Origin of the sequence: Deinococcus arboris, assembly GCF_009755355.1 — a bacterium.
Lineage (GTDB): Bacteria > Deinococcota > Deinococci > Deinococcales > Deinococcaceae > Deinococcus > Deinococcus betulae.
In genome coordinates this window covers 42,246-62,124 of the sequence record NZ_WQLB01000025.1, presented here as the reverse complement: position 1 = coordinate 62,124, position 19,879 = coordinate 42,246, and the positions used below count along the sequence as shown (strand labels likewise).

At 60.7% G+C, this 19,879-nt stretch carries 16 protein-coding genes; 12 read left to right on the top strand and 4 right to left on the bottom strand.

Annotated elements, in window-relative coordinates; genetic code table 11:
- The first annotated feature begins 118 nt into the window (after positions 1–118).
- The 6 genes from GO986_RS16115 to GO986_RS16090 all read left to right on the top strand — a co-directional run bounded on the left by GO986_RS16115 (position 119) and on the right by GO986_RS16090 (position 9,600).
- Positions 119–433 (top strand): hypothetical protein, encoded by a 315-nt coding sequence (locus GO986_RS16115; RefSeq protein WP_157460327.1) that lies wholly within the window; start codon positions 119–121, stop codon positions 431–433.
- Positions 434–513: 80 nt separating this feature from the next.
- Positions 514–2,019, top strand: a complete 1,506-nt coding sequence (locus tag GO986_RS16110) for a potassium/proton antiporter (RefSeq protein ID WP_369409423.1) — start codon at positions 514–516, stop codon at positions 2,017–2,019.
- Positions 2,020–2,477: 458 nt separating this feature from the next.
- On the top strand, positions 2,478–5,633 hold the full coding sequence (locus GO986_RS16105; RefSeq protein ID WP_157460326.1) for an ATP-binding protein: 3,156 nt from the start codon (positions 2,478–2,480) through the stop codon (positions 5,631–5,633).
- Positions 5,634–5,822: 189 nt separating this feature from the next.
- Positions 5,823–7,088, top strand: coding sequence for a styrene monooxygenase/indole monooxygenase family protein (locus tag GO986_RS16100; RefSeq protein WP_157460325.1), 1,266 nt, complete (start codon positions 5,823–5,825; stop codon positions 7,086–7,088).
- 29 nt (positions 7,089–7,117) lie between these two features.
- Entirely contained in the window at positions 7,118–8,170 is a 1,053-nt protein-coding gene (locus GO986_RS16095; protein WP_157460324.1) for a M23 family metallopeptidase, read from the top strand.
- An 800-nt stretch (positions 8,171–8,970) separates the two neighbouring features.
- Complete coding sequence (locus GO986_RS16090) at positions 8,971–9,600, top strand: nucleotidyltransferase family protein (RefSeq protein WP_157460323.1); 630 nt, start codon at positions 8,971–8,973, stop codon at positions 9,598–9,600.
- Between the two features lie 2 nt (positions 9,601–9,602).
- Here GO986_RS16090 and GO986_RS16085 read toward each other — a convergent pair whose 3' ends face one another.
- Positions 9,603–10,658: an XdhC family protein gene (locus GO986_RS16085; RefSeq protein WP_157460322.1), complete on the bottom strand. Its 1,056-nt coding sequence runs from the start codon at positions 10,656–10,658 to the stop codon at positions 9,603–9,605.
- Positions 10,659–10,954: 296 nt separating this feature from the next.
- On the opposite strand from GO986_RS16085, the gene GO986_RS16080 reads away from it, so the two are divergent.
- Genes GO986_RS16080 through GO986_RS16070 form a run of 3 tightly spaced genes read left to right on the top strand, consistent with a single transcriptional unit; the run spans position 10,955 to position 14,663 of the window.
- The gene (locus tag GO986_RS16080) at positions 10,955–11,506 is read left to right on the top strand and encodes a 2Fe-2S iron-sulfur cluster-binding protein (RefSeq protein ID WP_157460321.1); all 552 of its coding nucleotides are present in this window, start codon (positions 10,955–10,957) and stop codon (positions 11,504–11,506) included.
- Entirely contained in the window at positions 11,503–12,534 is a 1,032-nt protein-coding gene (locus GO986_RS16075; RefSeq protein ID WP_157460320.1) for an FAD binding domain-containing protein, read from the top strand. Before GO986_RS16080 ends, GO986_RS16075 begins: the two co-directional genes overlap by 4 nt.
- Positions 12,531–14,663, top strand: coding sequence for a xanthine dehydrogenase family protein molybdopterin-binding subunit (locus tag GO986_RS16070; protein WP_369409422.1), 2,133 nt, complete (start codon positions 12,531–12,533; stop codon positions 14,661–14,663). Before GO986_RS16075 ends, GO986_RS16070 begins: the two co-directional genes overlap by 4 nt.
- 143 nt (positions 14,664–14,806) lie before the next feature.
- Here GO986_RS16070 and GO986_RS16065 read toward each other — a convergent pair whose 3' ends face one another.
- The 3 genes from GO986_RS16065 to GO986_RS23500 all read right to left on the bottom strand — a co-directional run bounded on the left by GO986_RS16065 (position 14,807) and on the right by GO986_RS23500 (position 17,269).
- Complete coding sequence (locus tag GO986_RS16065; protein ID WP_157460319.1) at positions 14,807–15,556, bottom strand: PLP-dependent aminotransferase family protein; 750 nt, start codon at positions 15,554–15,556, stop codon at positions 14,807–14,809.
- The gene (locus GO986_RS16060; protein ID WP_157460318.1) at positions 15,553–16,245 is read right to left on the bottom strand and encodes an MOSC domain-containing protein; all 693 of its coding nucleotides are present in this window, start codon (positions 16,243–16,245) and stop codon (positions 15,553–15,555) included. The genes GO986_RS16065 and GO986_RS16060 overlap by 4 nt, the downstream gene beginning before the upstream one ends.
- A gap of 427 nt (positions 16,246–16,672) precedes the next feature.
- Positions 16,673–17,269: a helix-turn-helix domain-containing protein gene (locus GO986_RS23500; protein ID WP_198170744.1), complete on the bottom strand. Its 597-nt coding sequence runs from the start codon at positions 17,267–17,269 to the stop codon at positions 16,673–16,675.
- Between the two features lie 390 nt (positions 17,270–17,659).
- On the opposite strand from GO986_RS23500, the gene GO986_RS16045 reads away from it, so the two are divergent.
- The 3 genes from GO986_RS16045 to GO986_RS16035 all read left to right on the top strand — a co-directional run bounded on the left by GO986_RS16045 (position 17,660) and on the right by GO986_RS16035 (position 19,786).
- The gene (locus tag GO986_RS16045; protein ID WP_157460316.1) at positions 17,660–18,331 is read left to right on the top strand and encodes a MarR family winged helix-turn-helix transcriptional regulator; all 672 of its coding nucleotides are present in this window, start codon (positions 17,660–17,662) and stop codon (positions 18,329–18,331) included.
- A gap of 104 nt (positions 18,332–18,435) precedes the next feature.
- Positions 18,436–19,185, top strand: coding sequence for a hypothetical protein (locus GO986_RS16040; RefSeq protein ID WP_157460315.1), 750 nt, complete (start codon positions 18,436–18,438; stop codon positions 19,183–19,185).
- A 55-nt stretch (positions 19,186–19,240) separates the two neighbouring features.
- Positions 19,241–19,786, top strand: a complete 546-nt coding sequence (locus GO986_RS16035) for a carboxymuconolactone decarboxylase family protein (protein WP_157460314.1) — start codon at positions 19,241–19,243, stop codon at positions 19,784–19,786.
- Positions 19,787–19,879: the final 93 nt, after the last annotated feature.

Sequence of the window (19,879 nt, the reverse complement as noted above, 5' to 3'; positions counted from 1 at the left end):
AGGCTGGTACCGACTACAGCAGTAAAAAGTTGGCAATCTATCTAATATCAAGATCTAACCTATAGACTAAAATATGGCAAATTGCCAGCAAATATTCTATACTGCAGTTGGAGGTTCTATGGCGAATAAATCCGCTTCCCGTGTTCAGACACTGATTCAGCATGTGCTGGAAGAGCGGGCCGCACGCGGCCCTGAAGGTGATCTCCCTGAAAGCAAAGTAACGGTGCGCCTGAGCGCGCCCGACGCATTCTGGCTCTCCCAACTGGCCGAGCTGATGGACGTCAGTCGCACTCGAGCTGCCGCTCAACTCCTCTCCGCAGCGATCCGGGACGCCGCTTACGCGGCCAAGCTGCCCACAGAGGGTGACGCCTTCCGGGATGCCCTCCACGCCTTCATTGAGCGGGAATTTCACCCTGAGCCCGAAAAGTCCTGACGTTCAAGGTAGACCTTGATCTGCAAGCTCCTGAGTTCTGCTCCTCTTTTTTTAATTTCCTTTTCGCCTACTGACCTTTTGTGAAGGAGACGATCTTTTTGAATACTGGACTCATTCTGCTCATGGGAGGCGGTCTGCTATTACTGAGTCTGCTGGCCAGCAAGGTTGGCGGCCGCTTGGGCCTGCCTGGGCTCCTCCTGTTTTTGATTATTGGCATGCTGGCGGGCAGTGAAGGCCCGGGCGGTATTGCGTTTGAGAACTACGAAATTACCCAGTTTGTGGGCATCATCGCCCTGGCCTTCATCCTGTTTACTGGGGGCTTAGAGACGAACTGGCGCAGTACCCGGCCGGTACTCTGGTCGGGTATTTCACTCGCCACAGTGGGCGTCGTCCTGACCACTGGCATCGTGGGCGTAGCAGCTCATTACCTCTTCGGCCTGCCCTGGGTGGTTGCTCTGTTGTTGGGGGCCATTGTGGCGCCTACCGACGCCAGTGCCGTCTTCTCAGTACTGAAAGAGCGCGCCTTGGGGCTCAAAGGCAACATTCGGCCCATGCTGGAGTTTGAGTCCGGCATCAATGACCCTACTGCGGTTGTCTTAGTCATCGGCCTCACATCCATGGCCCTGCACCCAGAGAAAGCACCGCTCGATCTACTGGGCAAGTTCGCTGTGGAGATGGCGCTGGGCGGCATCTTCGGGTACGGCCTGGGCCGGCTCGCAGTACCTCTTATCAACCGTGTTCGGTTGCCGCTTGAAGGTCTGTATTCGGTGCTGACCGTGGCCATTGTGGCAGTCATTTACGGTCTGACGGCCGCAGCACACGGTAGTGGTCTACTCGCCGTGTACATAGCTGGGGTTGTGCTGGGGAACAGCGATTTTGTTCATAAGCGCTCTCTGCGGCATTTCCATGAGGGACTCACTTACCTGATGGAAGTCGGAATGTTCTTGCTGCTGGGTCTCTTAGTCTTCCCACTGCAATTACCTGCTGTGGCGGTGCCCTCCCTGATCTTGGCAGCCGTGCTGGTGTTTGTAGCTCGTCCGGTGGCGGTCTATCTCAGCCTGCTGGGCGTCCGAATGCCGTTGGCGCACAAGACCATGGTGGCGTGGGTCGGCTTACGCGGTGCTGTACCCGTCGTTCTGGCTACATTCCCTGTGATTGCGGGTGTGCCTGGCGCGCCCCTTCTGCTCAATGTGGCGTTCTTTCTGGTGTTGGTCTCTATTCTTGTGCAGGGGACGTCGCTGCCCTTTGTGGCCCGTTGGCTTAGAGTCAATGCTCCGCTTGCTGGCCCTTCTGTTATGCCCCTGGAATACACCCCAACCGGGGCAGGGAAAAACGATCTGATTGAGGTCACGGTGCCTGCGACCTCTGACTTTGTGGGTCAGCGCATTCTGAACTTAGGATTGCCGGCCGAGGCTCTGATCGTACTGATTTGCCGAGAGGAGCAGTACATCATTCCCCGTGGTGATACTCGCATTCAGGCTGGCGACGTACTCCAGATTTTGGCAGCTCGACCATTTGCGGATACAGTTCAGGCGCGGCTGGCAGCGCCCAGAAGTGAGCCGCAGCCAATTGGAGATCCGGGATGACACGTCCTGATACTACCCCTGTCAGGCGCACTCCACCTTTTGCGTGGGTTTCCAAGCTGACCGCTTTTCCCACCAGGTGAACGCTCTTTCGCGCGAACGGCCGCAGCTGAATCTATAGTCCTGCAGTTGCCAAAACCTATGAGGTAAGGCGTTAAGCCTAATGACTTCTGAGGGTAGCAACAGAAGATCTACCAGCGACAGGCGCTCGTGCATCTGCACGAGCGCCTGAGTTACGTCTACCACTCATATGCCCCCCCACTCAGGCTGACGCTGCTACGAACATCGGTACGAAGCGCAGGTGATTTGGCTGCTGATGCGGTGGTCAGTTAGTGTGCTTCAAGGCGACTGGGTGGGATGTACTGTCATGGCGAACGGCCTGTAAACGGTGTGGTAAGTCTCATCAGCATAAAGCTCTGAACCAGGTCTGACTTCGAATCTCGCGCGACAAAGGAACCCCCATGTCTGACGATCTTCACATCCTCTCTCAGCGTTTGCAGCGGATCTCTTCACGCCGAGGTGGTCAGGCCATTGCCGTAGTGGGTGAACCGGGCATGGGCAAAACGTATTTGGGGCAGCAGCTTCTCTGCGAGTGGCCTGGCCCTTCTCTGTACATGCACACGCGCAACGCTGAAACTGGATTTGCTTCTCTTCTCGACCTTTCCGGCGCTCCATGCTGGGCCAGCCAGACTTTAGAGCGCCACCTGAAAGGTCAAGATCAGGACCTTGCCGTCTTGGTCACAGCGGTCAGTGCGCTTCTCAACCGCGCGGGTCCCATTTTGGTCTGGGCGGAAGACTTCCACGACGTGTCCGGACGCGCAGCCCAATTCTGGCTGTCACTGGGACGTGCGCTGCCGCGCAAAAGGGGCGTCGCCCTGGTGGTCTCCAGCCGCACACCCCTGCCGGAACCGTTTGTCGAGCAGCGTCTCTCCTCTCTGGACCTGGCAGCAGCCCGTGCGTTGGTCGAACAGCAGGCCCAGGGGCATTTACCAGACGCTGCCTTGACTTGGCTGGCGCCACGGTGTCAGGGCAATCCACTCTTCCTTCTGGAATTCTTCCGGCATCTGAGTCGCAGCGGCGCCCTCTATCAGGACGTCGGCCGGTGGCGCTGGCGGGAACCGGCCGCGTCGACCCTTCCGACCAGTATCGAGGCCCTGATTGCCGATCAACTGAGTCAGATGTCGGTGGGTGTGCTGACGCCGGCGGAAGCTGGCCGGCTCATAGGCTTGTGGGCCATATGGGACACTGCTCTGCCGGACCACACATTAAGCCTTGAGGCGGCAGCGACCCTTAGCGATCTGCCAGTGCCCTCAGTGGCCCGGTTGGCTCAGGACATGGCAAGGAGCGGCCTTCTGGTGGACGGCTGTTTTGAACACCCCCTGTTCCGGGAAGTCGCTCTGAAAGAGACGCCATACCGTCTTCGCCGTGAAACGGCGCGGCGCTGTGTTCAGTTCTTGAAGAGTCAACCGGCACAGGCGGCACGCTTGCTGACTTGGGCCGAACTACCAGCGGTTGAGGCCGTGCAGGTGCTGAGACAGGCGCTCCTGTCCGCGCAGGCTCGGGGAGCCGAGGCCGCTTGTGCCGATCTCCTAGATCAATTGGCCGACCTGGTCCCTTCTGCCGAACGGGCGGGCACGGCTCTTCAAGCTGCGCAGGCGTTAGAGCCCTTTCAGATGGAACGGTCGCTTCACAGGGCCACCCAGTCTCTTTCGCTAGACCCCTTTAGACCTGAGTCACGGTACTTGTGCGCGCGGCTGCTGGCCCGCTCTGGTCGGGGGCGGGAAGCTGAGCGGCTCCTTGAAAATGCACCAGAAGCTTTGCGCGAGCAAACTGACTTCTGGGCCTGCTGGCTGGAGACCCGGGTCAGCGCTTCGGACTTTATAGGGGCGCTGGACATCTGGGACCAACATCAGTACGAGCTCAGTGGCCTTCCCTACGTCTCCTCCCAGGTGGCGATGGCTCAGGTGCGTACAGGTCAGGCAGACCAGGCGGAAGCCAGCATTCGGCGGGCGCTGAACCGCAGTCCTGAACCCGCCGAGCGCATTACGCTTCTTCAGGCACTGGGCCGGATTCAAATTGCGCAGGCGAACCCACAGATGTTTGCCACGCTGGGAGAGGCCATCGGGGTGAGTGCTCAGACGGGCGCGGTCACTCTTCAGGCTGGGCTGCTGCTGGAGCGGGCCCGCGTCCTCAGCTGGGCCCTTCAGGTGCCTGCGGCGGCGGCAGACGCTCAGCAGGCTGTGCGGCTGGCCGAAGGGCAAGGCGATCCGCGCCTGCTGGCCCGTGCCCAAGGCGAACTGGCCAGTTGCCGGATGATTCAGGGCGATTTTGAAGGAGCGCAGGATCTGCTGCTGGCCGCCCAAGAATTGCTGGAGGGAGACCAAGCCTCGATGTATACCATCTTGACTCAGCTGTACCTGTGCAATCTGTCGCTCGAATGGGCGCGGCCTCAAGACGGCCTTCTGGCTGTTAGGCACGCCCGGCAGGGCCTGCGCCTGACCCAAGAGGTTCAAGATAACAGTCTGCTCGGCTGGGTCATGAGTATCAGTGCGTGGGCCGAAAGCGCACATGGTGATCTGAAGAGGGCCCAGCAGCAGATTGAGGCGGGTGAGGCCGTCATCCAGGCCAGCGGGCAGGCCGCTACCGCCCCCTTCTACCTGTTTGCCCGGGGATTTCTGTTGGAACGGCAAGGAGAGGCTGCCGCTGCCATTCAGGCGTTTGAGGCGGCGTGCGACCTGGGACGGAGTATGAAGATGCCAGCCTACGCCGAGCGGTTCGGACTGGAAGCAGATCGGTTGCGGGGCGACCGGCACACCGCGGAGCGGCGCCTGGCTTTTTTCAGACAGCATCATTTTTCCAGCTTTGCTTACAGAACATTACAATTCTTTCCGCTGCAAGAGACCATTGAGGAAGTGGACAGATCTTGGCCACTACTCCTGTCTGAGCCAGCCGCCCCATCTGAGCTGCTCCAACTGGGTGTCTTAGGTCCAGTCCAGATAAGGCGAGGCGAAGAAGTCCTGGCATCACGCTCGGTCAAGGGCTTCAGGCTGCTCATCTGCCTCCTCGAAAACCGTCTGGCTGGGCGTTTGGGCATGCCCTCAGATGAACTACTTGAGGTTCTGTTCCCCGATGAAGATCCCCAGCAAGCTGCAGTCAGCCTGCGGCAGCAGATTCGCCGTTTACGTGCCACTTACGGCGCCGCCTGTGTGGTGCGCACCGCCTATGGGTACGCTTTGGGTCATGAAGTCGTCAGCGACGCAGAACTCTTTTTGAAGACGCAGCAGAGCAGCTTATGGCGCGGCGCCTACGCCGCCGACTTCCCCGACTTTTTATCGGGCGCCAGAGAAGTGCTGGCCTACGGGTTAAGGTTGGCGGCCTACGCAGCCGAACTGCGGGAGCCGGCCGAGGCCGCTCGTCTGGGACAAATTTTGCTGGCAATGGATCCTTTCGACTGGTCTGCGCTGTCCTTGACACTCCGGTGCCTGCGCGGGCGCGGCGAGTTGATGGCTCTGGTGTCGGTATATACCCAGATCCGTCACCAGTGCGCGCTGTTGGGTGAACCTCTCCCCAACACGTGGGAAGATTTTCTGGCATCTGAAAATATAAGTGGTATGTGAGAAGAAGAAATCATCATGTCGCGGTGACCTAAATTATCCGTCTGACACGATGCTTTTCCTTTGGGACATGCCGTCACGCTCATGTCACAGCCTCCTTTTAAGCTCTGCTCAGGTTCAAAGCGACAGCCAGAGAACACTTCCACGCGCCGTGGCTGGGACCTGGCACCAATGAACCTGAAAGGAGGAGATATGAGGCCAATTGCGGTGATTGGCGCTGGACAGGCGGGACTTCAACTCGCGCTAGGCCTACAGCATCACGGTTATCAGGTGACGCTGGTGACGGACCGGACCCCAGAACAGGTCGAGTCAGGTCAGGTGATGAGCACGCAAGCGCTGTTCCACGATGCCTGCGAAACCGAGCGGCAGCTTGACCTGAACTTCTGGGATGGGCTGTGCCACTCAATCGAGGGCATCGCCTTCAGTGTGCCTCACCCAGAACTTCCCGGACACAAGGCCATGTCCTTTGAAGCTCGGCTAGATCATCCGGCCTACAGCATCGATCAACGCGTCAAGTTTGCTCACTGGCAGCGCACGTTTGCTGGGCGGGGCGGGGCCGTGGTGACCGAGCAGGCAGATGTGAATACGGCTGAACGTTTAAGCGACACCCATGACCTTGTGCTGGTCGCGACCGGAAAGGGTGATCTGGGGCGAATCTTTGAGAGAGACGCGTCGCGCAGCCCGTATGATGCGCCGCAGCGTCACCTGGCTTTGGCTTATCTTCAAAACGTCAGGCCGCGCTCGGGCCACAGTGCCGTCACCTTCAATCTGATTCCCGGTGCCGGCGAGGTCTTTTTGCTCCCTGGTCTGACCCGTACCGCACAGGGCGCGTGGCTGCCTTACGAGAATGTGCTGATTGAAGCCGTTCCGGGAGGGCCACTGGACGTTTTTAGGGATATTCAGGACCCTGCAGACCAACTTCAGCGCATGCTGGCCCTCATGGCGGCCTTCGTTCCGTGGGACTACGACAGGGTCAAGGACGCCCAATTGACGGACGTGATGGGAACACTTGTGGGACAGGTGACCCCACAGGTCCGCCGCCCAGTGGCCACCCTGCCTTCGGGGCGACCTGTACTGGGTCTGGGGGACGCCGTGGTGGTCAATGATCCCCTGACCGGTCAGGGCGCGGGCAGCGCCGCACGCGCCTCTGCCGTCTACCTGGAACGGATTCTGTGGCAGCGCGACCGTCCCTTCGACCGGAGTTGGATGCAGGACACCTTTGAGGATTACTGGGGGTACGCGCAGTACGTGACCCAATGGACGAACGCATTGCTGGGGCCACCCCCACCACACGTGCTGGGTGTTCTGGACGCCGCGCAGCGTCATCCCAGCCTGGCCCACGCCTTTGTCAACGGTTTCAATCACCCACCTGAGTTCTTTCCCTGGCTGACCAGCCCGCACGAAGCCGCCGCATTCATGGCGCGCCACGGTGTCGCCGCCCTCGCCACGCAAACCTAACCCTGCGCTTTCTTTCAAGGAGCATACACATGACCTCAAAATCTCTGTTGGTTACCCTGGCGGTCGCCACTCTTGTTCAGTCCACCACCGCTGCTCTGACTCTGCCTCTCAGAGGTGACGACCTTAACGCCGACGAGCGCTACAACGCGGGCGTTCACACAGGGGGTATTCAAGCGGAGGGCAAAGATATTGGGGCCCTGCGCCGCGTGTCTGATACCAACTGGTCCAGACTGAAAGCCGGTGCCACCGACACCAAGGTCAACAGCAACTGGATTGTTTACGGGAAACCCTTCTACGCTATGGCGGCCGGCACGGTGGTAGGCTGCTGGCGCAACGCCCCCGAGAACATTCCAGGGGCTTTACACCCCCTCTACAAGCCTGGATCAAAGTTTGCTGGCGGTGGCAACCACTTGTGGATTTTGCAGGATGACGGCGCTCAAGCCCTGTATGCCCATGCTCAACCTGGCAGCATTCCCGCCGCACTGTGTCCACACAATGCCCAGGTCTTTACAGGCACCAACGGCAAGAGCGACGGCACAGGGATTGAACAGGAGGTGCGGGTCACCAATGGCGCCCGGGTCAATGCCGGACAGTTTTTGGGGCGCATCGGCAACTCAGGATCCTCTTCTGCCCCACATCTCCATGTTCATCTGCAGAAAGGGGGGCAGCCCATGCCCATGACATTTGAGCGGGGGTTGACCACACCCTTTATCGGAGGAAAAGCCGGTCTGGATGGACCCTGGACGCCTCTAGCTGGCAGAACCTTTCCAGAAGCCTCAGTGCTGTTCTGGCCGCCCCGACCCGCAGGCAATCTGACGTTTAACGGTATTAAAGGTGCTGATTATCAGCGGCTCGTTGACCACCTGGCCGATTCCGGCATGATGCCCAACCTGATTACGTGTGCCTCCAACGGCAGCACGTATAACTCAACGTGGGTGCCAAGGCAAGGTCAGTGGGCATCCTTTCATGGGATGAGCGCTGCGCAAGCCGCTGAAAAACATGCAAACTACACCGGTCAGGGGTACAGCCGAACCTCCTCCTACACGTGCGGCACAGTCACGGTCGCCGTCTGGCGCAAATAGACCTCTTCAATCAGCTGAGGCGTTCGTGGAGCCCCACGAACGCCTGTTGACGGTGTTTCCCACTCTCCGTGTTCTGTAGTTACTGATTCATGAGAATATGTCGTGTGGAGTGCGACCATTTCCCCCTGGCGGCCCAGTCGCCTCACCCACACCCAACTGGACGTCTCGCCGCTCAGCTCGCGCTCAATGACCCTGGTCGCACGACCCGCGACCTGACGCAACAGTTTGGCGTCACTGACGGCACCATCCAGGCCTGGCTCAGACGTGAGAGCGAGCTTCCCGCGCGACCGGCCAACCCAAAAAGCTCACATTCGCACAGCAAGACGAGCTTGGATTGATCTTGGACGGTGATGCCCGGTTGCGTGGCTTTGACAGCAGCGGTCGGACCAGCCCATAATCCGGCACGTGATCGGTATGAAGTACGGTATCTGGCTGGATCGCGCGCACCTTTCCTGAAAACGCAGACGCTGGGGGTTCCCGTATTAGCGGGCCGTGGAGCGCCACGACGACAACACGGCCACCTGGGTGCGCGTCCACTGTGAGACGCTGGGAAACAAAAGTCACTGACGGTGCCACGTTGGTGTTCCCAGCAGAGAGCGACTTCAGCCTGAAAATGACGAAGGTCCGAACCTGGGGCGAGTGCGGCCAGACCACATCATCCTGATTAGGCTTCGCCGAGAACACCTGTTTGTGATCGGGAGGATCGCCACGTATGGACAGTTTCCGCACCCTGTTACCCCAATAACTTGCTGCAACCCCTTGCTCGCACTCACACCAGGGTTCCATTGATAATGATCCACATGGCTGCTCATGCCACTGCGCTGCTGGCTGCTGGGTCCAGCCGACGGATGGGGGTTCCCAAACAGCTCGTGCCCCTGCACGGTCAGCCGCTATGCCGGTATGCTGCTTTGGCGCTCCTGCGCGGTGGAGACGTGACCGACAAGTACACTGTGGTGGTTCCGCCCGGCGCGGTGGGCCGGGACATTGCAGTTGCCTTGGCCGATTTGCCCTTCACCGCTGTGGTTCATCCCGAGCCTGAACAGGGCCTCCTGTCGTCTTTCCAAGTGGCGGCACAGGCCCTCTCAGAGACGTTGGACACGTTGACTTTTGCCTTGGCAGATATGCCTTTTGTAACGCCCTCAACTTACAGGGCGCTCCGCGAGGCGTTTCGCTGCACAGGCGCTCCGCTCGTAGGCACCCGTTATGGCGAAGCCACACACGCGGTCCAGGCTCCGCCTCTGCTGCTCCACGCTCGCCTCCTGCCTGAACTGTTGGAGCTGCCGGCTGCTGACACAGGCCCACGCGCGCTGATTGAGCGTTACCGGCATCAGGCCACCTTCATTGACCGGCCAGATGATGAGCTGACCGATGTGGACACGCCTGACATTCTTGCTCGGCTACACAGCATGCCCAGAAGAGGTGAACACTGACACTACTGGTGATCTAGAGCTTGGATTGGCCTTCCCCTCTTGCCCCGGCCCATAAGCTCGGCCAGCTCACTGAGGATACTCAGGGCAATCCCAGCCGGAGACTCCAGACCCAGATCGAAGCCTGCAGGTGTATGAATGCGGCGCAGTTGCGCGGGGTCGGTGCCAGTGTCCTGCATAAACTTGAGGAGAGCCTGGCCTCGCCGCCGGCTGGCCACCAGGGCCACGTACGGCGAGGGCGAGGCCAGGGCTCTGGTCAGGACAGACAGCTCATGGGCGTAGTCGTGCGAGTGGATAACCACAGCGTCCTGCGGCCCCAAGGGTGGGAGGCGGAGTTCCTGACCGGTGCAGACGCTCAGCACTGTTTGGGTGCCCGGCCATTCCTGAGGCTGGAGGCGCTCTGGCCGGTCATCCGTGACCGTCACCCGCAGGCCCATAGTGTGGGCCAACTGGGTCAGCGGGCGGGCAATCGGGCCAGAGCCCACGACCACCAGACCGATGGCCGGGAGCCAACGCTCATACAGGGCATCGGGGGTGCGCTCGGCACAGTGGCCCCCTGAACCTTGAAGAGGAAGGTCTGCCCGTGCCTGCTGAGCCGGTGTGAGGGGCTGCCCCAGCACTTCTCTCTCCCCCGCATCAGTGAGGAGTGTCACGCCAGCGTCTGGGCCATACCGCGTCACCAGCCGCAAAACGCGGCCGGCCAAGCGCTCATCCCGGGCTTTGGCCCAGAGCGGATGTGCAGGCGACGCGAGCTGAAGGTGGACCTCTACGCTTCCAGAACAGGTCAGGCCAAATTCATACGCTTCACCGCTGCCCAGATCGACCTTCACGCGGACGGCCCGCGCACTGTGCCGTACCTGCTGCGCGGCGCGCCGCAATACACTGTCGGCGCAGCCGCCCAACGTCAGTGTCCCCAGCCGCTGCCCGTCTGGCAACAGCCAGGCGCGGCGGCCCAGTGGCTGACGAACCTCCCAAGTGTCTATCAGGGTAGCCAAAACCAGGTCAGGTGCGCTGCTCAGCTGAGCACAGAGACTCAAGAAGTCGTCGAGGGTTTCATCCATGCAGGCCAACTCTCCTTCCTGGGCCTTACTGTACTGGTCGCATGGGCGTCCGGCCCTTCAGTCCGTGTGCAAAAACGACTTGACCTGAGCGAAACCGGCAGAAGCGGGTTGATGGGCATGGAGATTGCCCACCAGCTCTGTCTCAGGGTGTCACTGAAACAGACAACCAGCTGTTGCAACTCTCTTCAGTCGGGAGTGCTCCCTAAAGACTTGTCATTTCCAGACGTCCTGCTCAGCGTTCTACCATCTGAAAAGACCAGACCTCGTGTGTTGATCTGCTTGTTGGAGGCTTCCTTATGACCTTTCCTGTCCATTTCAACGTCAACGGTCTGTCCTATGATCTTGAGCTTGATCCCCGGGTCTCTGTGCTGGACGCCCTGCGTGACCATCTGAGCGTGAATTCTGTCAAGAAAGGCTGTGATCATGGGCAGTGCGGGGCATGTACGGTCCTGTTGGACGGCCGCCGCGTACTGTCCTGCTTGGCTCTGGCGGTCGCGCACGATGGTGCGGAGGTCGTGACCGCTGAAGGTCTGGGGCGTGTCGGTCAGTTGGGCGCTGTTCAGCAGGCTTTCTTGGATCACGACGGCTTTCAGTGCGGGTACTGCACGCCCGGCCAGATCTGTTCTGCTGTCGGCATGCTGGACGAATACCGTGCTGGAATGCCCAGCCATATTACGCCGGACATCAACGCGCCTTTTGCCCTGACAGACGCAGAAATCCGGGAGCGGATGAGTGGCAACTTATGCCGCTGCGGCGCGTACGTCAATATTGTGGCCGCGCTGCGCGAAGTCGCGGACGCGGACGTTCGCCTGTCCGTTCACGCTCTACACGCACTGGAGAAGAAATGAAGCCCTTTGCCTTTGAGCGGGCCGGCAGCGTGGCGGACGCGCTTGAGAAATTCACGGCCCCAGCCGCCTTCCTGGCAGGCGGAACCAATCTCGTGGACCATCTCCGGCTGGGGATCCGCGAAGTAGATCAGTTGGTGGACATCAGTCGGCTGAACTTAACGGAGATCACTGAACGGTCAGACGGCAGTCTGCGGATCGGTGCCCTGGTGAGAAACAGTGACATGGCGGCGCATCCCCTGATTCGTGAGCGGTATCCCATGTTGGCGGAGGCCATCCTGGCGGGGGCGTCTGGCCAGATACGCAACATGGCCACCACCGGAGGAAACCTGCTGCAGCGCACCCGCTGTGTCTATTTCCAAGACCTCACCACACCTTGCAACAAGCGTGAGCCGAACACTGGCTGCTCGGCGCTGGAAGGCTTTGGGCGGTACAACGCGGTTCTGGGCACGTCACCGGACTGCGTGGCGGTTCACCCATCTGACATGTGCATTCCGCTTGCAGCGCTGGACGCTACGGTGGTGGTGTCGGGCCAAGGAGGTGAGCGGCAGATGCCTTTCCAAGACTTTCACCGCTTACCAGGCAACACGCCCCACCTAGACACCAACCTCAAAGAGGGCGAACTGGTCACCGCAGTCGATCTGCCCGCTGTACCTGTCGCGCGGCGCTCAACCTACCGGAAAGTGCGGGAGCGGGCCTCGTACGCTTTCGCGCTGGTTTCAGTTGCTGCCGCGCTGCAGGTTGAGAATGGTCAGGTGAAGGACGTGCGGCTGGCCTTGGGCGGAGTGGCCCATAAACCCTGGCGGGCCCACAAGGCTGAAGCCGCTCTCAGAGGCCAGACCATGACCACCGAACGCCTGCGCGCGGCCATTGAAGAGGAACTGGCGGGCGCGACTCCAGGACCAGAAAATACCTTTAAGGTCGCGCTGGTCCGCAACACAGTTGTGGCCGTGTTGGAAGAGCTGGCCGAAGGCCGCACGGCCCAGCGCCGCGCCGAGCAGGGCGGCGCCGTGCAAGGAGGGCTGCAGTGAGGCCGGCTGTCAGCGGGCAGCAAACCCCGGGCAACGTCGGGCAAGACCGTGTTCGGGTGGACGGGCCACTCAAAGTCACGGGAACAGCCCCCTACGCTTACGAGCAGGCAGTGCAGAACCCCGCCTACCTGTTTCCTCTCACCTCAGCCATTGCCAAGGGAACCATCCGGTCCATCGATGACGCGGCGGCCCGGGCGGTGCCTGGCGTCCTGACTGTGCTAACACACCACAACGCCCCAAAGCTGCTCGCCAAAACGGACAACGAACTCTACATTCTGCAAAGCCCAGACGTGCATTACCGGGGGGAGTACATCGGCGCCGTGATTGCCGAGTCTGTAGAGGTGGCGCGGCACGCTGCTTCTCTGGTGCAGGTGGAGTATGACGTGGCCCCCCACGACGCTCAGTTTCGCACTGGGCATCCAGACGAATACACTCCAAAGCGCATCAATACAGGTGCGGCGTCTGACAGCCATCAGGGGAACGTCACTGCGGCGCTGGCCGCGTCTGCTGTCACGGTGGACGCGGTCTACACCACGCCCTACGAGCACCATAACCCTATGGAGATGCACTCCATTATTGCCGAGTGGGACCGCGAACGATTGGAAGGCGTCCTGGGCATTCTGGGTGAGCGGCCCCATCTGCGGCTCTACGACGCCACCCAGGGCGCGTCCTTCGCCCAGCTGCTGCTGGCTCCTGTCCTGGGCCTGCTGCCCGCGCAAATCGAGATCATTTCCCCGTATGTCGGGGGCGCATTCGGCAGCAAGGGGATTCCGCATGCCCCGACCATGCTGACCGCCCTGGCGGCGAAGCTTCTGCCTGGCCGCGCGGTCAAATATATGTTGACCCGTCAGCAGATGTTCCGCTCGGTCGGTTACCGCCTGACCACCCATCAACGGTTCCGGCTGGGGGCGCAGGCCGACGGGATACTGACGGCCATTGCCCATAATGTCACGCAGAGCAGCAGTCGCCTCAAACAATTTGCAGAGCAGACCGTCAATGCCACCCGGCACCTCTACGCTGCCCCAAACCGCGAGACGACCACGCGGATGGTTCCCCTGGACATTGCGCCGGCCACGTTCATGCGCGCGCCAGGTGAATTCCCTGGGATGTTCGCTCAGGAAACAGCGATGGATGAGTTGGCAGTCGAGCTGGGGCTTGACCCCATTGAACTGCGGATCCGCAATGAGCCGGACAACGATCCCGAAAGCGGTAAACCGCACTCCAGCCGTCATCTGGTGGAGTGTCTGCGTGAAGGGGCGCGGCTGTTCGGCTGGGAAACGCGGCTGACCACACCGCGTGGCCGGCAGGTGGGTGAGTGGCTGTACGGTTTGGGGGTGGCAAGCGCCACTTATCCTAAGCAGCAGACCCTCCCGACCAAAGCCCGAATCACGTTCACGGCCGGACGGTACGCTGTTCAGGTTGCTGCGGCCGATCTGGGCACTGGGGCGTGGACGATTCTCCAGCAGATTGCTGCCGACGCGCTGAACGTGCAAGAGGCCGACATTAAGTTGCAGATCGGACGGACAGACTTGCCGTTCGGTTACCTGGCCGGTGGATCGACCGGCACCTACAACTGGGGCAGCGCCATCATGGTCGCTGCGGTGAATTTCCGCGAGAAGCACGGTCAGCAGCCTGCAGAAGGCGCGGAAGCTGAGGGTGGAGCTTACTTCCCTGATGAAGCCAAGAAGCATGTTCTGGACGCTTACGGTGCGCATTTTGCCGAGGTCAAGGTCAGTGCGGTTACGGGAGAAGTGCGTGTGACCCGTATGCTCGGGGTGTACGATCCTGGGCGCATTATCAATCCCCGCACTGCCAACAGTCAGTTTATTGGTGGGATGACCATGGGCATCTCAGCGGCCCTTCAAGAGGAAAGTTACCTGGATCCACGCTTCGGACACGTGGTGAATGGGGATTTCGCTGGCTACCACATTGCCGTGAATGCCGACGCCCCAGACGTGCAGGCCCGCTGGATTGAACATCCAGATCCTCTATTCGGGCCGACTGGAGCCAAAGGCATTGGGGAAATTGGGATCGTGGGGGTGCCCGCTGCCATCGGGAATGCCATCTACAATGCCACTGGCAAACGCCTGCGCGCGCTCCCCTTTACCCCGGACAAATTGATGGACTAACAGTTGGTGAGGTTCTGGCAATTTAGTTTCATCGGGGTCACGGAAGATCAGGAGGTGGCTTGAGGATCAGGCCGCCTCCTGCACGCCCTCGTGCCAGAAGCGTAGCGCTGCCGTCTGGTTGGTTCGTCTGATACGGACTCCGATCAGATCAGCAACAATGGAGGGATGACACAGCCTGTGATGCCGGCCCTCTGGCACACAGCGCGGACGGGTTCTGGGCGGTGTCTCAGATCAGCACCTGTGCAGTGGAACAGCGCCAGGCGCAATTTTTTGTGCTGATGGCGGGAGGTTGTGCGGTGCTGGCTATTTTGGCGGTGACCCGGTACCGCGACTTGGGGCTCGCGAGCTGACGAGACGGACGTCAAGGCAACCGGGACGCTCCCCACATGCTGAGTACGGAACAACAGCAGGCTTTGGCCACGTAACTGCACACGGGTTTTGAGCAGGGCAGCGCGAGCAAATTTAGCGGCTGTCTCAATGGCTTGTGCGCCACTGTTGGAGAACATCCGCGAATCAGCGTCCTCCGGAGCTTCGCGGGCGAGGAGAGCCACCAACGCCTCTTCCAGGGCCCCGCGCCACGCCGAGGCCGCTTGCTGGGGCAGCCCCATGCTGACGTCGCGCGCCAGCAACTGGCGCAGAAACTCAGTGAGTACTAGATGACGGTCGCCGAAGGGCAGGGCCGCATGGCCACCCGCATTGATCCGCCGGCCACCCTGCTCATCCTCCAGTTCCCACGGCGTCACCACGCGAAACGGCCCGGCAATCCCCAAGACACGCAGGGCCCGGATTGGGTCCCCGATGCCGTGGCACTCCTCGGCTGCCAGGAGGCGCTGGGTCAGCACCTCTCCCTGAAGCAGCTCTGCACGTCGGATGAAAATCCGTGGCTGGGTCATACCGGGTCATGCACGCCAGTCAACCGGGCCGCTGTGTCTTCTAGGTGCCTGGCCAGGCGTTTTTCAAGCGTCGCCCGCCACGATGTCGAGAGGGCGTCCTGGGCCAGGAGGCGTTGGATGCCCGCCTGATCTTGTTTATCCACATGCATCACCCGGTTCGCTTCCTGGACGCTCACCGCTTCTGGCGGCCTGGTCACCAGACTCATCCGAGAGCCCGCCCGAACGGCACCGGGCCGAAGCACCCGGAAGTACCAGCCCGTCAGGCCGCTCTCCTGCACCCACAGGGTGAGCCGCGGCTCATCGTGACGCGCGGCCAGTTTGAAGCAGGGCTGGCGCGGCTGACTCACCTCCACCACGGCGCCACCGACCTTCACGATGTCCCCAATGCACACATTCGTCTCGGTGAGGCCGGCCGTCGTGAAATTCTCCCCGAACGCCGCTGGCCCCAGGGGCCGGATGAGGCGCCCAGACCAGAACGGGTAATGCTCCGAGGGATAGACACACACGGCTTTGTCTGGTCCGCCGTGGTAACGGCGGTCAGCCTGACCGTCGCCGTCCAGGCCCTCCTCGCCCAGCCATAGGGGCCAGTTCACTGGGGTTTTGACAAACCCGCTGGGCACTGTGCTGCCCCGGTAGGATAGAGGGGCCGGTAGGCCGACGCACACCTGTTTGACTCGGGCGCCAGTCATAAGCCCGTGGCTCTAGCGTACAGAAGCAAGGAGGCATCAGCCCCCCCACCACTGTGTCTCACTGGGACGATATGAGACTCGCCTTTGACAATGTCCGGCAGACCCCGCTCACTGAGAAGTTGCCGCGCCAAAAGAGCCTTAGTGCTCTCAGCTGCACCTGTATTGAAGGGCTGCAAATCATATCCACTGGATGAAATCCACCTATGCAGAAAATCGGACAAGGCATTCAACCTCCCTGAAATCAGATGCCCGACCAGTGAGGCGTCAAGCTAAGCAGAACTATAAATTCTGTGTTGCCCGGATGGCAACTAATGAGTAATAGAAGTTGCCTAAAAGCTGGACACCGCAGTGAATGAATTGGACTGGCTGCGGAGTTCTATTCGTTGCCGCCGGGCTTAGAAGGTGGAGCAAGAACTTGAAGTTCTGCTCAGAGGTAACTGCCCAGAAGAGGCCGCGGAGCCACGGTCGCCACAAGGAGCAACTCGGCGTCAGTCTCTCCTTCAGCCACCAGTCGGTGTGGCGTTCTGGCATCAAAGTGAGCTGCGTCGCCTTCAGAGAGCAGATGCTGTTCGTTTCCCAGAATCAGCCGGAGGTGCCCCGAGAGGACGTACAACCACTCCTCACCGTCGTGCTGATAGAGGTCACCACCTGCCCGATCCACAGGTACGATCACTCGGATGGGCCTGAGATTAAATTCGCCTCCGCGCTCGGAGAGGCTGGTGTGAAACAGGCCGTTGCCCGTCTTCAGCGGGCGCTGGCCCTGCCGAACGACTACCTGGGGCGCCTGCTGCTCCTCCTGGAAGAGGGCAGCCACAGTGACGCTGTACGTCTGTGCGATGCTGAGGAGCGCGGCAATCGAGGGTTGCCGTTCCCCTGCTTCAAGACGGGAGAGGTAAGGTTTAGAGAGACCAGTGCGCTCTGCCAATTCATCCAGTGTCCAATCTCGACTTTCGCGAAGTGACTTGAGCTTCCGACTCAGGCGGCGCAGCTCAGTGGCCGAATCGATGTTAGAAGTATGGGTCACGTCGTCATCTTATTCTTGCGTTGCCCCGAAGGCAACGCAGAAATGTACCCTTTGCCAGATTGGCGGACGATTATCACCTGACGCTCTGGCCCACGTTGGTCGACCCCAGTACTTGGGACGGGTGTCACCTCGCCCACCTACAGTGGAGTTCAAGTAGCGCATCCTCTACTGCTCCTTCTGAAGAGGCCCTGAAGGTGATTAGAGGATAGGTTGCCCGGCTGGCAAGCAACATCCAGAATCATAATGGTGTCCGGAGCGCAGGCAATCGATATTTTTTTGACTGGAACAAGTGTTCTGGCCACACCAAGGCAGTCAATCGGGGATTCCTCACTGTCGGTGTTGACTAACAGGCAACAAAGATGCATGATTTAGGAGTCCGAAGGAGGATGTATGCACCCAACTTCATCTGCCCACTCCTCCGAGGACATGCCCAATGCCAGCATCAGCGAGGGCTTAGCCAAACTGGCACTTGCAGTGCAGCAGCGGGCCTGGCGGGATGCCAATGCTTTGGGACTCTCGCCAACACAGATGCAGATTCTGGTGTTCCTTCGGCGGCGCGGCGACACGCCGGCAACCCTAGGGGCTGTCGCGCGAGATCTAGGTCTGACGGCCGCCACTGTCAGTGACGCCGTCCGGGTTCTGGTCACCAAGGCCCTGGTTCAAAAAGACCGGGCGCCGGGGAACCCGCGCGCGCTGGCTCTGACGCTGACGTTAGAGGGAAGCGAGGTCGCGGCCCACATTTCAAACTGGCCTCACAGTCTGGAACTGGCCACGGCAGACCTTAACCCAGAAGAGCAGGCCACGTTTGTTCGCGGGTTGAGCAAGGTCATCCGGCATCTGGAGAGGTGCGGCGACATTTCGGTGGCCCGGCTGTGCGTGACCTGCGCGAATTTCAGGCCGCACCACCACCCAGACCCGGCCTGGCCTCACCACTGTGTCCTCATGGACGCGCCGCTGGCCGAGCGGACGCTCCGCCTGGACTGCGACGAGCACGAGTCCGGCAGCACAGAACAGCAGCGCGCCGCCTGGAGCACCTGGCTCGACATCGAGCAGCGCCGCTGAACCGAGTTTCTCCCGGTTTCGTTTTTTTCCCATACGGTCACGCCGTCTGGCAGGTGACGCCTGCCCTCTGACGGCCTGACCTGAGCCACTCTCAGGAGGTTGTTATGAAGCGTCGTTTCTTCTCCGCTTTCGGTCTTTTCGCTGTTCTCAGCGCCGCCCTGGCGGGCGGCAGCGGGCACGATCACGGCACAGGTGCCATCACCAGCACGGCCGGACAGGCCAAACTGGCGGACTACGACATCGTGCGCACTCAGGTCACCAGCACGGGCACGCACCTGGTGTTTCAGATGCAGACCAGCGCCAAGGCTGGCGTGATGCTCCCCACCGCCACTGGCAAGCTCGCAGGCAGTCAGGTGTACAGCTACGTGTGGCCCACTTCTCTCGATTCCAGCGCGGTTGGCTTTGACAAGGCTCAGGGTGTCCTGGCGCTGGCCGCCACTGCCCACCCTGACTTCGACGATACCCCTCTGTACGACGAGAACGGTGACGGCAACCCGAAGAATGACGGCAACTTGTGGCATTCGCACTGGGTGGTTCTGGTGCCGGATGACGCCTGCGGCCAAGGGGCCCTGAAGGTCAAGGACATTCCTGCAGGCGCCAAGCCGAAGTTGCCCGCCACCTGGCCCAATCTGCCCATCTTGATCGACAGCCCTGGTTACCAGCTTGATCTGCGTGCCAACACCGTTCAGATCGAAGTGCCTCTGAAAGAACTGGGCTTTTCTAAAACCTTCAAGTACGACGGCGTCACCGCAGCCCTGCGCGTGAATGCCAATCTTCACAGCCCGCTGCTCTGCGTGACGGACGTCTTCAAGGTCGCCTCCGGTGACCTGAGCCTGCCCGGCACGATCCGCTAATCAGCGCGGCACGACTAACCCGATTTTCACGTCCTCAATCCACCTGGAGACCATTATGTCCCGAGTTCAACTGCTGAACACCGACCTGACCCCTGACCGCCAGCAAGTGCTTGAGGAAGTGCAGGCTGCCTTTGGCGCTACGCCCAACATGTTCCGTGCCGTCGCCAACTCACCGGCCGCGCTGCGCAGCATGTGGGGCAGCTTTGGTGCGCTGGGCAGCGGAAGTCTGGGCGCCAAACTCGGCGAGCAACTTGCCGTGGCCATCGCCAATCTGAACGACTGTGAATACTGCCTGGCTGCACACACGGCGCTGGGCCGGAAGGCTGGGGCCACCAAGGACGAGATGGACGCCGCGCAGGTCGGCGAAGCCAATGACCCGAGAACAGCCGCCGCCCTCCGCTTCGCCCTGAAGTTGGTGCGCGGCCGCGGGCAGGTGAGTGATGCCGAAGTGGACCACCTGCGCGCCGCTGGATTCAACGATGAAAGCATCGTTGAAATCATCGCCCACGTGGCTCTGAATCTCTTCACGAACTACGTCAACGTGGCCCTACAAGTCCCTGTGGACTTCCCTGGCGTAAAGCTGCGCCCGGCGGGCCAGTAAACGCCGGCACGCCGCTCCATCACTCGCTGGGGGAGGCCGCATGGTTTCCCCCTTCTCAATGACCGTCATGAGAGGTCTTCCATGTTTACTTCG